Consider the following 13,623-nt stretch of genomic DNA (forward strand, 5'->3'; position numbering starts at 1 on the left):
GGGGCACTTTCCGTGAACACTCGTGCACCTCGCGGGCAGTCGGCGTGCCCTAGGCTCGGGCCATGCCCACCGAGCCCGAGGACGGCGAGTCGCGCGCCGAGCGCAAGGAGCGCACCCGCCGCGCGATCCTCGACGCCGCGCTCGCGCTCGCCGCCGACTCCAACCTGGCGGCGATCTCGCTGCGCCAGGTCGCCAAGCAGGTCGGGGTCGTGCCGACCGCGTTCTACCGGCACTTCGGCTCGCTGGAGCTGCTCGGCCTGGCCCTGGTCGACGAGAGCTTCCGGTCGCTGCGGGAGATGCTGCTCGACGTCTGGCGCCACGCCCCGGAGTACACCGACTTCATCGACGGCTCGCTCCCGATCGTGGCGCAGCACGTGCGCGAGAACCGCTCCCACTACGCCTTCATCGCCCGCGAGCGGACCGCCGGTCCCCCGCGCGTCCGCGAAGCGATCGGCCACGAGATCGAGCTGATCACCCGCGAGCTCGCCACCGACATCGCCCGCAGCGGCGCCGCGCAGCAGTACTCCAGCACCGACATCGGCCTGCTCGCCGACCTGATCGTGTCGTTCGTGGTGACCATGGCCGAGCGGCTCGTGGACGACCCCGACTCCGAGGCCCGCACCCTCGCCCAGGCCCGCACCCAGCTGCGGATGCTGCTGGTCGGTGCCCTCAACTGGCGCTCGCGCGAGCCCGCGGAGAGGGCGTGAGGACGATGGGTCTCGCGGACGACCTCGGCTACGCGCACTCCTCGGCCAACCCCCTGCACCGGGTGGTCCGGTGGGGCGCCGGCACCCGCCCGGGCGGCTGGGTCTTCTCCCGCGTCCTGCGCCACCTCGACGACGTCGTCGGCCGGGCCAGCAAGGGCAGGCAGAGCGCGCCGGGGCTGCTCGCCGGGCTGGCGGTCCTCGACGTCACGACGACCGGACGCAGGTCCGGCCAGCGGCGCACGAGCCACCTCATCGCGACGCCCTACGCCGGCACGCTGGCGCTGCTCGGCACCAACTTCGGGCAGTCCTCGACCCCTGCGTGGGCGCTGAACCTCGAGGCCGACCCGCACGCCGAGGTGACCTACCGCAACGTCACGCGCGCGGTGACCGCGCGGCCCGCGACGCCTGCCGAGGCGGAGGAGATCTTCGCCCTGGCCGGCGAGTTCTACCCCGGCTACCTCAACTACCGCGAGCGGATCGGCGAGAGCCGGAGGGTGCGGGCGTTCATGCTCGAGACCTGAGGCCGCCGGTCAGGTGCCGGGCCGCGGCACCACCGGCCGGACCGTCACGTCGGGGATCGTCGCGTCGGCGGGCAGGTCGACGACGTGGAGGATCGTGTCGACGACCGTCCCCGGGCTGATCCAGCGCGAGGCGTCGTACGCCCTGCCCTCCTGCTCGTGCACCTTCTCCTGCATCGGGGTGGCGGTGCGACTGGGGTAGACCGTGCTGACCCGCACGCCGTGCTCGACCTCCTCGGCGCGCAGCGCGTCGGCGAAGGCGCGAAGGCCGAACTTCGAGGCGGCGTACGCCGACCACTCGGGGCTCGCGGACAGGCCGGCCGAGGAGTTCACGAACACGATCGTGCCGCGGCTCGCGCGCAGGTGCGGCAGGAGCTCGCGACTCAGCACGGCGGGCGCGGTGAGGTTCACGGCGAGCTGCTCCTCCCACTCGGCCAGGCGCAGCCGCTCGACCCGACCGAGGTCGACCACCCCGGCGACGTGGAGCAGCGTGTCGACCGCGCCATCCACCTGCCGGCCGAGGCCGTTGAGCGTGCCGGGGTCGGCGAGGTCGGCGACCAGCAGCTGGGCCTGCGGGAAGAGGGCGCCCAGCTCGGCCGCCCGGGCGTCGCTGCGCGCCAGCAGGACGAGGTCGTCGCCGCGGTCGGCGAGCCGGTGGGCCAGCGCGAGGCCGATCCCCGACCCGGCGCCGGTGACGACGTGCCTCATCGGGTGAAGACGATCTTGCCGAACACCTCGCCGCCCGCCATGGCGGCGAAGCCGTCGCGCGCCTGCTCCATCGGCAGCGTGTGGTCGATGAGCGGCTTGGTGCCGGTGGCGTGGAGGAACTTCACGAGCTGGTCGAGCTCCTGCCGGGTGCCCATCGTCGAGCCGATGATCGAGAGCTGGAGGAAGAAGACACGGGTGAGGCCGGCGTCGGCGACGTCGGGGCCCGACGTGGTGCCGCTGATGACGATGCGGCCGCCGGGTCGCAGCGACCGGATCGAGTGGTCCCACGTCGCCTTGCCGACGGTCTCCATCACGGCGTCGACCTTGACCGGGAGCCGGGCGCCGGACTCGAAGACCTCGTGGGCGCCGAGCTCGAGGGCGCGGGCGCGCTTCGCCTCGTCACGGCTCGTGGCCAGCACCGTGAGGCCGGCGGCGCGGCCCAGGGTGATCAGAGCGGTCGCGACGCCGCCGCCGGCGCCCTGCACGAGCACGGTCTCGCCGGGCTGGCACGCGCCCTGCACGAAGAGCATCCGGTAGGCCGTGAGCCACGCGGTCGGCAGGCAGGCGGCCTCCTCGAACGACAGCGACGCCGGCTTGGGGACCAGGTTGCGGCGCGGCACGACCACCTGGTCGGCGAACGTGCCCTGGTGGCGTTCGGACAGGAGCGACCGGCCGGGGTCGTCGGCCTCGTCGCCGGTCCACGCCGGGTCGCCGATGACGCCGTGCACCACGACCTCGTTGCCGTCCTCGTCGAGGCCCGCGGCGTCGCAGCCGAGGATCATCGGCAGTGCCTCCTGGCGCAGGCCCACGCCACGCAGCGACCACAGGTCGTGGTGGTTGAGGCTGGCCGCCTTGACGCTCACGGTGGCCCATCCGTCGGGGGCCTCCGGGTCGGGGCGCTCCCCCACCACCAGGCCGCTCAGCGGGTCGTCGGAGGAGAAGGACTCGGCATAGACGGCGAACATGCTGACGACCCTAGCGAGGGCCGCTCCGTTATCCGGTTGCACGTCCCCAGCACGGACGAAAGGCTGGCTCGGTGAGCATCGACGTACGTCCCTCGGAGGACGCCGACAAGTTCCTCGCCACCGACCAGCTCGTGTGGTTCGGCGAGGTCACCGACGCCGACGCCGACCACCTGCGGCTCGGGCTGCCCGAGGACCAGCGGTTCGCGGTCGACCTGCCCGACGGGCCCGACGACCTGCACAGCGGCATCTACGGCGTCCGGCCCATGGAGATGGCGCTCCCCGGCGGCGACCTCGTGCCCATCGCGGGCCTCACGTGGGTCGGCGTACACCCTGACGCGCGGCGCCGCGGCGTGCTGACCGCGATGATGACCGACCACCTCGCCCGCAGCCGCGACGCCGGCACGGCGATCTCGGCGCTGCACGCCAGCGAGGCGGCGATCTACGGCCGGTTCGGCTACGGCCTCGCCGTGATCACCCACCAGGTCGACCTCGGACGGGGTACGACGTTCACCGCGCCGCACCTCGAGGACGAGGTCGCCGGCATCACCACCCAGCTCGTGACCATGTCCGCTCCGGGCGTCCGCGAGCGGATGCGCGCCTGCCAGCTGGCACAGGCCCCCGCCTTCCCGGGCACGATCGTCGGCTCCGCCGACTTCTTCGAGCTGCTCGGCCACGAGACCGCCGAGCAGCTGCGCGACAAGGAGCCGCGCCGGATCCTCTTCGCACGGCGCGACGGGGAGGACGTCGGCTTCGTCGGGCTGCGCCGCGAGCACAAGTGGGACAACGCCCGCCCCTCCGGCACCGTCACCGTCGGCACGTTGTGCGGCGGGCCGGCCGCCCGGCTCGCCCTCGCCCGCCGGTTCGTCGACCTCGACCTGATGGGCAGCACCAAGCTGGAGAACGTCGGCGTCGACGACCCGGTGCTGGCATGGGTCGGCGGGCCGCGCGGCACCGGTGACCTCAAGACGTGGGACAGCACCTGGATCCGCCTCGTCGACCTCGAGGCCGCCTGGGCGCTGCGCCGCTACGAGGACGACTGCGAGGTGGTCGTCGAGGTCGAGGACCGCCACGCTCCATGGAACGCCGGCCGCTGGCGCCTCTCCGTCTCCGCCGGCGCGGGCTCGGCCGAGCGCACCGAGGACGCTGCCGACCTGACCCTCGACGTCAACGTCCTCGGTGCCGGCTACCTCGGCCACCCGATCGGCGCCCGCCTGCGCGCCGGGCTCGTCGCCGAGCACCGCCCCGGGGCCTACGCCGAGCTCGCACGGTCGATGCGCACGCTCGTCGCACCGGAGCCCTCGATCGGCTTCTGAGCCGAGCCGTTGACGGCGTACGTCGCGCTGGTCAGGCTGACCTCCATGACGTGGACGAACTGGGTGGGCAACCAGTCCTTCTCCCCCGCCTCGACCGCCGCACCGCGCGACGAGGAGGAGGTCGCCGCCCTGGTGCGAACGGCCGCCGAGCGAGGGCAGGGGGTCCGGGTCGCCGGCGCCGGCCACTCCTTCACCCCGGTCGTCCGGACCGACGGGCTGCTGCTCGACGTGTCCGCGATGCGAGGCGTCATCGGCACCGACGCCGCCGCCAAGCGGGCGACCGCCCTCCCCGGCACGCTCATCCGTGACTTCTACGAGCCCCTCTGGGCGGACGGGCTGGCGCTGCGCAACCAGGGCGACATCGACACCCAGCAGATCGCGGGCGCCGTCGCCACCGGCACGCACGGCTCCGGCACCCGCTACACCAGCCTGTCGGGGGTCGTGCGCGACGTGCGCCTCGTGACGGCACGCGGCGAGGTGCGCGAGATCGGCGAGGACGAGCCCGATCTCCTGCACGCTGCGCAGGTCTCGGTCGGGATGCTCGGCGTCATGACGCAGCTCGAGCTGGAGGTCACCGACGCCTACCGGCTCCGCGAGCACGTCAGCCTGCGTGCCTGGGACGACGTGATGGAGCGCTGGGACCAGCTCGTCGCCGAGCACCGCCACTTCGGGATGTTCTGGCTGCCGACCGAGGAGTCGGGCGCGCTCTACAACCTCGACGGGCACGGCGAGCGGCTCGAGGACCAGTGCTACGTCAAGGTCTTCGACGAGGTCGGTCCCGACGTGCCCGACGACGACACCGTGGGCCGTCGGGTCGATCGGTGCTACCGGATCTTCCCGATGGTCTACGACCCCAACTTCCACGAGCTGGAGTACTTCGTCGCCCTCGACCGGGCGCCGGAGGCGCTGCGCGCGATGCGCGAGCTGATGCTCCGCAGCCTCCCGGACTCCGTCTACCCGCTCGAGGTGCGCACGGTCGGCCCGGACGAGGCGTTCCTGTCCCCGCAGTACCGCATGCCGACGGTGGTCATCTCGGTCTCCGGCACGCCGGGCACCGACTACTGGGCCTACCTGCGCTCCGTCGACGCCCTCCTGTCGGAGTACGACGCCCGCGTGCACTGGGGCAAGCTGCACTTCATGACGCCGGAGCGGCTGCACGCGCTCTACCCCCGGGCCGAGGACTTCATCGCCCTGCGCCGCGAGCTCGATCCCGAGGGCGTCTTCCTCAACGAACACCTCCGGCCGCTCTTCGCGTAGCCCCGTCCACCCGGCTTCCTAGACTGCGGGTCGTGAGCCGAACCCTGCGCCGCGTCGCCGTCTTCTGCGCCTCCAGCCCGGGTGTCGACCCCACCCTCCCCCGGATGTCGTACGACGTCGGGCGGGGGCTGGCCGAGCGCGGCATCGGGCTCGTCTACGGCGGTGGCGGCCACGGCCTGATGCGCGAGGTCTCGCAGGGAGCGCTCGACGCCGGTGGCGAGGTCATCGGCGTGATCCCGCGCTCGATGATCGAGCGCGAGTGGGGTCGCGACGACCTCACCGAGCTGCACGTCGTGGACACCATGCACGAGCGCAAGGCGATGATGGCCGAGCTGGCCGACGCCTTCCTGACCCTCCCCGGTGGCCTCGGCACCCTCGAGGAGGTGATCGAGGTGTGGAGCTGGCGCTACATCGGCTTCAACGACGACCCGGTCGCCTTCCTGGACCTCGGCGGCGTCTGGACGCCGTTCCTCGACTCGCTGCGCGGGCTGGTCGACGCCGGGTTCATCCGGCCCGAGGTCCTCGACGACGTGGTGGTGGCCGACGACCTCGACACCGCGCTCGCCGGCCTCACGGCCCGCCTCGGCACCACGCCGGGCGCCAAGCTCGGCGACTAGGCCGACCGCCGCACGACCCCGACGAGGCTGTCGGCGCGTCGGACGACCAGAAGTACGGGCCGGCAGACGGCCGCAGCGTGGGCGCGACGTACGGACACAGGTTGTGGTCGTCGGACGCGCCGGGCGATCAGCGGCGGGCGACCCCGTCGCGGCGGGCGGCCTCGGCGACGGCCGAGCGCACGGCACCCGGGACCCGCGGGTCGAAGGGCGAGGGGATGACGAGGTCCTCGCGCAGGTCGTCGCCGACGAGCTCGGCGAGCGCGGTGGCGGCGGCCACCTTCATGCCCTCGGTGATGGCCGTGGCGTGCACGTCGAAGGCGCCGCGGAAGATGCCGGGGAAGGCGAGCACGTTGTTGATCTGGTTCGGGAAGTCGGAGCGACCCGTGGCGACGACGCGGGCGTACTTGTGCGCGAGGTCGGGGTGCACCTCCGGCGTCGGGTTGGCCAGGCCGAAGATGATCGCGTCGGCGGCCATCGAGGCGACGATCTCCTCGGGCACCTGCCCGCCGGAGACGCCGATGTAGACGTCGGCGCCGGCCATCACGTCGGCCAGGCTGCCGCGGCGGCCGAACACGTCGGCGGTGTCGCGGGCCAGGGCCGCCTTGACCTCGGTGAGGTCGGCGCGCTCGGAGTTGAGCACGCCCTGACGGTCGAGGACCGCGATGTCGCGCACGCCGGCCTCGAGCAGGATGCGCGCGACAGCGACGCCGGCGGCACCGGCGCCCTGCACGACGACCCGGGCGGTCGCGGCGTCACGGCCGGTCAGGCGCAGCGCGTTGGTCAGCGCGGCGAGCGCGACGACGGCAGTGCCGTGCTGGTCGTCGTGGAAGACCGGGATGTCGAGCCGCTCCTTGAGCCGCGCCTCGATCTCGAAGCAGCGCGGGGCGGAGATGTCCTCGAGGTTGATGCCGCCGAAGCTCGGCGCGAGCCGTACGACGGTCTCGATGATCTCCTCGACGTCGGTGGTGTCGAGGCAGATCGGCACGGCGTCGACGCCGCCGAACTGCTTGAACAGCACCGCCTTGCCCTCCATCACCGGCATCGCGGCGGCCGGCCCGATGTCACCGAGGCCGAGCACCGCGGTGCCGTCGGTGACGACGGCGACCGTGTTGGGCACCCACGTGTAGTGCTGGGTCAGCGACGGGTCGGCGGCGATCGCCTCGCACACGCGTGCTACGCCGGGGGTGTAGGCCAGGGAGAGCTCATCGGGGCCGTGGAGGGCGACCGTCGAGACGACCTCCATCTTGCCGCCGACGTGCAGGTCGAACACAGGATCGCCGGAGTGCGGGTGCGAAGCCATGCGGGCGATACTGGCACAGCTCAGGGGTGTCGGAGCCGCCGTCCCACACGTGGGGAAGGCCACACGCGCAGCCGTACGACGCCCAGCACCGCGTCGACCGGCACCACGCCCCGGTGGCGCGAGTCGACGCCCTCGCCGGGGTTGTCGCTCAGCAGCCACCACCCCGCCCCGCCCGTGCGCGTACGACGCTCCTCCGCCGCCCGCTTGACCGTCAGCGTGCCGTCCGCGAACCGCGCGACGACGAGATCGCCGGGCCGGGGCCGGGCGGCGTACCGCACGAGCAGCAGGTCGCCCTCACGCAGCGTCGGGAGCATCGAGCGACCACGCACGACAGCGGTCCCGAAGGGCGCGCGGGAGCCCTCACCCCACCGGGCGAGACCCCGCTGCCGACGCCGTTGCACGCGGAGTAGTGTCGCAGCCAGACGCTCATCGTCCCGATCGAGAGGAACCCGATGCTTCGCCACCTGCTTGCCCCGACCGTCGAGGTCTCCGCCCACTGCGACCTGCCCTGCGGCGTCTATGACCCCGCCCAGGCACGCATCGAGGCCGAGTCCATCAAGGCGATCATCGCCAAGGTCGCCGACAACGACGACCCCGACTTCCGCACCCGCGCCATCCTGATCAAGGAGCAGCGCTCGGAGCTGGTCAAGCACCACCTGTGGGTGCTCTGGACCGACTACTTCAAGCCCCCGCACTTCGAGAAGTACCCCCAGCTCCACACGCTCGTCAACGAGGCCACCAAGCTGGCCGGCGCGAGCGGCACCAAGGGCGAGCTCGACGCGGCCAAGGCCGACGAGCTGCTCGCCAAGATCGACGAGATCGCGGAGATCTTCTGGGAGACGAAGAAGGCCTGAACAGACGCGGCGCAGCCGCGGTTGCTCAGGACTTCTCCTGAGCCGCTTGCGGCTTCGCGTCTGAACCCCGGACAGCCAGGACCCGGTCGCCCTTCGAGGCGGCCGGGTCCTGCTGCGTCCGGCCTGCTTGAATCCTGACCGGGAGGGATGCGGATGATCGAGCAGGTGCGGCTGCCCGACGGCACGGACGCGTTCGTGGTGCCGTTGCGGCGTACGGACAAGGCGGCGCTGGTCGCGGAGTTCGAGACGCTCGCGCCCGAGTCGCGGCGGCGGAGGTTTCTCGCCCCCGTGGTGCACCTCAGCGACGCGATGCTCCACCACCTCGTCGACGACGTGGACGGCGTCGACCACGTCGCGCTGGTGCTGTGCGTCGAGACGGCTCCCGACGTCTACGACCCGGTCGCGCTGGCCCGGATCGTGCGCTACCAGGACGTCCCCGACGCCGCCGACCTCGCCGTCACGGTGAAGGACGCCTGGCAGGGTCGCGGCGTGGCCACCGTGCTGCTCGAGGTGCTCATGCGGCACCGGCCGGCGGGCGTCGTACGCATCGTCACCGAGGTGCTCAAGGACAACCCCGCGTCGCTGCGGATGCTGCGCCGGCTCGGCCCCACGACCGTCGAGGACGAGGGGTACGGCGTGTGTGGCGTCGTCGTCGAGCTGCCGCAGACGGGTGCGGTCGCGCCGCCCACGACTGCAGTGCCGCACGCTCGTCGGCCGGCGCCGATGCTGCGCGACCCCGTGCACCGGCACGCGTTGCGCACGCGCGACCAGGTCTGCCCCTGGTTCAGCTGACCCTCCCGGTCCGTCCGAAAAGATGGCCTAGGGTGTGGCGAGCACACACTCGGAGGACGGAGACGTTGACGCAGATGGCAGATCAGCACGGGGGCCGCGCCGACGTCGAGCTCCGACTTCCAGCCGAGGGTGCCTATGCCACGGTCGTCCGCACCACCGCCGCCGGCCTGGCCGCGCGCCTGGACTTCACGATCGACGACATCGAGGACCTGCGCATCGCCATCGGCGAGGCCTCGGCCCTCGCGATCCCCGAGGCCGACCCGGGCACGGACCTGGTCGCCTGCTTCTACTTCGGCCCCGGCACGATGACCGTGACCCTGGAGACCGAGGCGATGGACAATCCGCAGCTCGACACCGAGAGCTTCGCCTGGCAGGTGTTGGACACGATGGCGCAGGACGCTGCCGCAGGATCCGAGGACGGGCGCTTCCGCGTCCGGTTCACGGTGACCTCGCAGGTCGCTGCGGGATCGACAGGTGCCGAGCGCCTGACATGAGCGCACACACGGGGGACGAGGCGGCGGGGGCCGCCGTGGACCGCGGGTCCGACGAGGTCGGGCCCAGCGGGCTCGAGCACGTGCGCGCCCGCAGCGCGGAGCTGTTCAGGGTGCTGCGCGGCGACGACGCGAGCGACGCCCAACGGTCGGTGGCCCGCGACGACCTGGTGCACCTCCACCTGTCGCTGGTGGAGCACTGCGCCCGACGGTTCCGCAACCGCGGCGAGCCCTTCGAGGACCTCGTCCAGGTCGGCACGATCGGCCTGATCAAGGCCGTCGACCGCTTCGAGACCGACCGCGGCGTGGAGTTCTCCACCTACGCAACGCCGACGGTCATCGGCGAGATCAAGCGCCACTTCCGCGACAAGGGCTGGGCGATCCGGGTGCCGCGGCGCCTCCAGGAGCTCCGCATGCAGATCGGCGGCGCGACCGGCGAGCTCACCCAGAAGCTGGGCCGCTCCCCGACCCCGCGCGAGCTCGCCGAGGTCATCGGCTGCAGCGTGGAGGAGATCATGGAGGGCATCGAGTCCAGCCACGCCTACGCCACGCTGTCGCTCGACGCCTCCGACGACTCCGACGACGGGCCTCCGGCCATGCTCGCCACGCTCGGCGTGGAGGACAGCAACATCGAGCACGTGGAGATCCGCGAGTCGATCAAGCCGCTCCTCGAGGGGCTCGGCGAGCGCGAGAAGCGGATCCTGCTGCTGCGCTTCTTCAAGAACATGACCCAGTCGCAGATCGCCGAGGAGATCGGCGTCTCGCAGATGCACGTCTCGCGGCTGCTCACCCGCACGCTGGCGCAGCTGCGCACCTCGCTCGAGCAGGACTGAGCGCTATACCCGCGCGTCCTCCTCCAGCACCGCGGTGCTGGCAGGGTGCACGAGGCCGGCGATGACGACGAGCGCCACCACCGCCAGGCCGATCGACAGCGGCTTGGTGGAGCCGGCCCACAGGTTCCACGCGAGCCCCAGCTGGATCAGCTGCACCATCACGACCGGGCCCCTGGCCCAGCGTCGTACCTTCCACAGGGACCAGGCGCACCACGCGAGACCGGCGGCCGCGGCGAGGAAGAACAGCGTCGTCGTGACGCCCATCGTGAGCCTGGCCGAGCGGAGGTTGGCCACCTCCAGCAGGCCGAGTGCGGCGAGGACGAAGGCCTCGAGGCCCGCCAGCGAGGCGGCGACCACGAGCGGCGGCGGGACGGCACGGTCAGGACCGGAGGGCGTAACAGGCACGGAGGTAGTTTAGTTGTGACGGACACGACGATCATTTGCGGCGGTTTGGGGTTGTGTGAACGTTCAAGTCTTGCGAGTCTTGTCGCTGCCCACGTTGGTACTGCCGCGTGGTGCCCGGGCCAGCTGAGACGTCCGACAACAGCACCTGCCTGTGAATGAGAAAGAGGGATCCCCCACCCCATGGATTGGCGCAGCCGCTCTGCATGCCTCGACGAGGACCCCGAGCTGTTCTTCCCAATCGGCAACACCGGCCCCGCGATCCTCCAGATCGAGGAGGCCAAGCAGGTGTGCCGACGCTGCGAGGTGCGCGAGCAGTGCCTCGCCTGGGCGCTCGAGGCCGGACAGGACCACGGCGTCTGGGGTGGCCTCAGCGAGGACGAGCGGCGTGCGCTGAAGCGGCGCAACGCCCGCGCCCGCATCCGCACCGCCTGATCAACCTGATCAGGACGGTCTGATCCCTCAGTCCAGGGGTACGTCGGCCTGCACGCGCGTGCCACGCACGCCGGGGCCGATCTCGAAGACGCCGCCGAGCTCGGACTCGACGAGCGTGCGCACGATCGAGAGGCCGAGCTGGGTCGACCCGTCGACGTCGAAGTCCTCGGGCAGGCCGCGGCCGTCGTCCTCGACGACCACGTGCAGCCGGCCCACGATCCGGCGCGCGGTCACCACGACGCGACCGGTGCGCGGCTCGGCGTCCTCCGCCAGGTCGGCGTACCCGTGCTCGACGGCGTTCTGCAGCACCTCGGTGAGCACCATCGCGAGTGGTGTCGCGGCCTCCGAGGAGAGCTTGCCGAAGGAGCCCTCGCGCACCACCCGCACGGGCACCTCCACCCCGCTGACGTCGACCACCATCGAGCCGAGGCGGTCCGCGATCTCGTCGAAGTCGACGGTCTCCTCGACCGCGTGGCTGAGCGTCTCGTGGACGATCGCGATCGAGCCGACGCGGCGCACGGCCTCCTCGAGCGCCGCCTTGGCGTCCTCGGCATGCGTACGACGTGCCTGCAGGCGCAGGAGGGCGGCCACGGTCTGGAGGTTGTTCTTCACGCGGTGGTGGATCTCGCGGATCGTGACGTCCTTGGTGACGAGCTCGCGATCGCGCCGCCTCAACTCGCTGACGTCGCGGATGAGCAGCAGTGCGCCGCTGCGGTCGCCCTGCGGCCGGAGCGGGATGCTGCGCACGATCAACGTGACCTCGTCGGTGCCGACCTCGGTCGCGCGGCCGTCGCGGCCGCCGAGGACGGCGCTGAGCGTCTCCTCGTCGGGGCGCTTGCGGGCCGGGACCAGGTCGCGGGTGAGGTCCGCCAGGACCAGCCCGGCGAGGTCGCCCTGCAGGCCGAGTCGGCGGTAGGCCGAGAGCCCGTTGGGGCTGGCGTAGACGACCTTGCCGGCCGGGTCGAGGCGGACGAACCCGTCGCCCACGCGCGGGGAGTCGGCGTGGTCGCCGCGCTGCCCGGGCAACGGGAAGTAGCCGCCGGCGATCATCTGGGTGAGCTCGGCGGCGGTCTGGAGGTAGCTCAGCTCGAGCCGGCTCGGCGTGCGGATGCCGAGGAGGTTCGTGTTGCGGGCGATCGTCGCGATCACCCGGCCGGCCCGCCGGACCGGGATCACCTCCACGCGCACAGGCACGGCGTCGCGCCACTCGGGGTCGCCCTCGCGCACCAGTCGCCCGGTCAGGAAGGCCTCGTCGAGCATCCGGCGACGCCCGGCCGGGATGAAGGTGCCCAACACGTCGTCCACCAGGGCGGTGGGACCCGTCGTGGGGCGCATCTGGCCGCCCGCCCAGTAGCCCTTGCCCTCGCGGTCGGGCAGCCAGAGCACCAGGTCGGCGAAGGAGAGGTCGGCCAGGATCTGCCAGTCCGCCATCAGCAGCTGGAGCCACGCGACGTCGTCGTCCACGAGGTCGGTGTGGGCTCTCACGAGCTCGTGGAGTGACGGCACGCGGCCAGCCTAGGGGCTGTCCCGGCCCGGGCTGGAGTGGTGTCAGGGGCGGCTGGCAGGATGGCCCTCATGTCGCTCGGGTACTGGGACCAGGTGCAAGCAGCCGGGTTCGAGGTCCCCTCGGACCGCCCGCTCGACGACCTCACCGCCGAGCTCACGACCATGCTGGGCTCCACCCGCCCGGAGGTGCGCGACGGCACCGCGTTCCCGGCCCTCGCGACCTGGATCGAGCGCGGCGTCTACGACGACCTGCTCGCCGGCCTCGGCGACGGGATGGTCGCCGGGCTCGCCGTGGGCCTGGGCGAGGTCGGCACCGACACCGTCTTCCGGCGCAGCTTCAGCTCGCTGATCCTCGGCGTCTGCCTCGAGCGCGACAACACGCAGCACCTGCTGCCCGGCGGCAAGATCATGGAGTGGGGCGACCGCCTCGCCACGTGGTTCCTCACCGAGCGCGACACCCGCGGGTTCGTGGTCGACAAGGGCTGGGCGCACGCGATCGCCCACGGGGCGGACGCCATCGGCGCCCTGGGCGAGTCGCCTCACCTCGCCGGCGCGGAGCACGCAGTCCTGCTCGACGTGCTGGCTGAGCGGCTCCTGTCGCAGCCGGCCGAGATCCCCCTCGACGCGGGCGAGCCCGACCGGATGGCGGCCGCCGTGATGCAGATCCTGCGCCGCAACACGCTCGGCACCGACGCGCTCGAGCCGTGGGTCCACCGCCTCGGCGCCGCGGGCAATCCGTTCGGCGGACCGGTCGACCACGACCCCTACGCGCCGACCGCCGCGCCGCAGGCCTTCCTGCGCGCCCTGTTCCTCCAGCTCTCGCTCGGGCCGCGGCCACCCACGGTCCGGCCCGACCTGCTCCTGGTGGTCATCGAGGCCCTCCGCATGACCAACCTTCCCTACCTGCGAGTAGCCACCGACTAGC

17 protein-coding genes are annotated in these 13,623 nt (G+C 72.3%); 11 read left to right on the plus strand and 6 right to left on the minus strand.

The features are described from left to right. Positions 1-62 precede the first annotated feature (62 nt). Complete coding sequence (locus tag J2X46_RS00955) at positions 63-707, plus strand: TetR family transcriptional regulator (RefSeq protein ID WP_310245746.1); 645 nt, start codon at positions 63-65, stop codon at positions 705-707. 5 nt (positions 708-712) lie between these two features. Next, positions 713-1,228, plus strand: coding sequence for a nitroreductase family deazaflavin-dependent oxidoreductase (locus J2X46_RS00960; protein ID WP_310247312.1), 516 nt, complete (start codon positions 713-715; stop codon positions 1,226-1,228). Positions 1,229-1,237: 9 nt separating this feature from the next. On the opposite strand, the gene J2X46_RS00965 is transcribed toward J2X46_RS00960, so the two are convergent. Both J2X46_RS00965 and J2X46_RS00970 read right to left on the minus strand, forming a co-directional pair. After that, on the minus strand, positions 1,238-1,933 hold the full coding sequence (locus J2X46_RS00965) for an SDR family oxidoreductase (RefSeq protein WP_310245749.1): 696 nt from the start codon (positions 1,931-1,933) through the stop codon (positions 1,238-1,240). Further along, entirely contained in the window at positions 1,930-2,898 is a 969-nt protein-coding gene (locus J2X46_RS00970) for a zinc-binding dehydrogenase (RefSeq protein WP_310245752.1), read from the minus strand. The genes J2X46_RS00965 and J2X46_RS00970 overlap by 4 nt, the downstream gene beginning before the upstream one ends. A gap of 71 nt (positions 2,899-2,969) precedes the next feature. Here J2X46_RS00970 and J2X46_RS00975 point away from each other — a divergent pair, with 71 nt between their 5' ends. The 3 genes from J2X46_RS00975 to J2X46_RS00985 are packed head-to-tail and all read left to right on the plus strand — an operon-like array spanning position 2,970 to position 6,085. Beyond that, positions 2,970-4,211 carry a GNAT family N-acetyltransferase gene (locus tag J2X46_RS00975; RefSeq protein ID WP_310245754.1) on the plus strand — a complete coding sequence of 414 codons (1,242 nt, stop codon included), beginning with the start codon at positions 2,970-2,972 and terminating at the stop codon, positions 4,209-4,211. Positions 4,212-4,256: 45 nt separating this feature from the next. Then, positions 4,257-5,468, plus strand: coding sequence for a D-arabinono-1,4-lactone oxidase (locus J2X46_RS00980; protein WP_310245756.1), 1,212 nt, complete (start codon positions 4,257-4,259; stop codon positions 5,466-5,468). A 32-nt stretch (positions 5,469-5,500) separates the two neighbouring features. Continuing rightward, entirely contained in the window at positions 5,501-6,085 is a 585-nt protein-coding gene (locus tag J2X46_RS00985; RefSeq protein ID WP_310245759.1) for a TIGR00730 family Rossman fold protein, read from the plus strand. Positions 6,086-6,212: 127 nt separating this feature from the next. Here J2X46_RS00985 and J2X46_RS00990 read toward each other — a convergent pair whose 3' ends face one another. Beyond that, complete coding sequence (locus J2X46_RS00990) at positions 6,213-7,385, minus strand: NADP-dependent malic enzyme (RefSeq protein WP_310245761.1); 1,173 nt, start codon at positions 7,383-7,385, stop codon at positions 6,213-6,215. Between the two features lie 20 nt (positions 7,386-7,405). Then, positions 7,406-7,786 (minus strand): S24/S26 family peptidase, encoded by a 381-nt coding sequence (locus tag J2X46_RS00995; protein ID WP_310245764.1) that lies wholly within the window; start codon positions 7,784-7,786, stop codon positions 7,406-7,408. Positions 7,787-7,837: 51 nt separating this feature from the next. On the opposite strand from J2X46_RS00995, the gene sodN reads away from it, so the two are divergent. The 4 genes from sodN to J2X46_RS01015 all read left to right on the plus strand — a co-directional run bounded on the left by sodN (position 7,838) and on the right by J2X46_RS01015 (position 10,355). Then, the gene (gene sodN / locus J2X46_RS01000) at positions 7,838-8,239 is read left to right on the plus strand and encodes a superoxide dismutase, Ni (protein WP_056601510.1); all 402 of its coding nucleotides are present in this window, start codon (positions 7,838-7,840) and stop codon (positions 8,237-8,239) included. A gap of 153 nt (positions 8,240-8,392) precedes the next feature. After that, positions 8,393-9,031 carry a GNAT family N-acetyltransferase gene (locus J2X46_RS01005; protein ID WP_310245769.1) on the plus strand — a complete coding sequence of 213 codons (639 nt, stop codon included), beginning with the start codon at positions 8,393-8,395 and terminating at the stop codon, positions 9,029-9,031. Between the two features lie 74 nt (positions 9,032-9,105). Then, on the plus strand, positions 9,106-9,525 hold the full coding sequence (locus tag J2X46_RS01010; protein WP_310245772.1) for an anti-sigma factor: 420 nt from the start codon (positions 9,106-9,108) through the stop codon (positions 9,523-9,525). Next, positions 9,522-10,355: an RNA polymerase sigma factor SigF gene (locus J2X46_RS01015; protein ID WP_310245775.1), complete on the plus strand. Its 834-nt coding sequence runs from the start codon at positions 9,522-9,524 to the stop codon at positions 10,353-10,355. Before J2X46_RS01010 ends, J2X46_RS01015 begins: the two co-directional genes overlap by 4 nt. 3 nt (positions 10,356-10,358) lie before the next feature. Here J2X46_RS01015 and J2X46_RS01020 read toward each other — a convergent pair whose 3' ends face one another. Continuing rightward, complete coding sequence (locus J2X46_RS01020; protein ID WP_310245777.1) at positions 10,359-10,760, minus strand: hypothetical protein; 402 nt, start codon at positions 10,758-10,760, stop codon at positions 10,359-10,361. Between the two features lie 180 nt (positions 10,761-10,940). On the opposite strand from J2X46_RS01020, the gene J2X46_RS01025 reads away from it, so the two are divergent. Then, positions 10,941-11,192: a WhiB family transcriptional regulator gene (locus tag J2X46_RS01025; RefSeq protein WP_056601527.1), complete on the plus strand. Its 252-nt coding sequence runs from the start codon at positions 10,941-10,943 to the stop codon at positions 11,190-11,192. Positions 11,193-11,219: 27 nt separating this feature from the next. On the opposite strand, the gene J2X46_RS01030 is transcribed toward J2X46_RS01025, so the two are convergent. Next, positions 11,220-12,698, minus strand: coding sequence for a histidine kinase N-terminal domain-containing protein (locus tag J2X46_RS01030; RefSeq protein WP_310245789.1), 1,479 nt, complete (start codon positions 12,696-12,698; stop codon positions 11,220-11,222). Between the two features lie 69 nt (positions 12,699-12,767). On the opposite strand from J2X46_RS01030, the gene J2X46_RS01035 reads away from it, so the two are divergent. Beyond that, complete coding sequence (locus tag J2X46_RS01035) at positions 12,768-13,622, plus strand: DUF2785 domain-containing protein (RefSeq protein ID WP_310245792.1); 855 nt, start codon at positions 12,768-12,770, stop codon at positions 13,620-13,622. Position 13,623: the final 1 nt, after the last annotated feature.

Source organism: Nocardioides sp. BE266 (genome assembly GCF_031457855.1).
In the GTDB taxonomy this organism is placed as follows: domain Bacteria; phylum Actinomycetota; class Actinomycetes; order Propionibacteriales; family Nocardioidaceae; genus Nocardioides.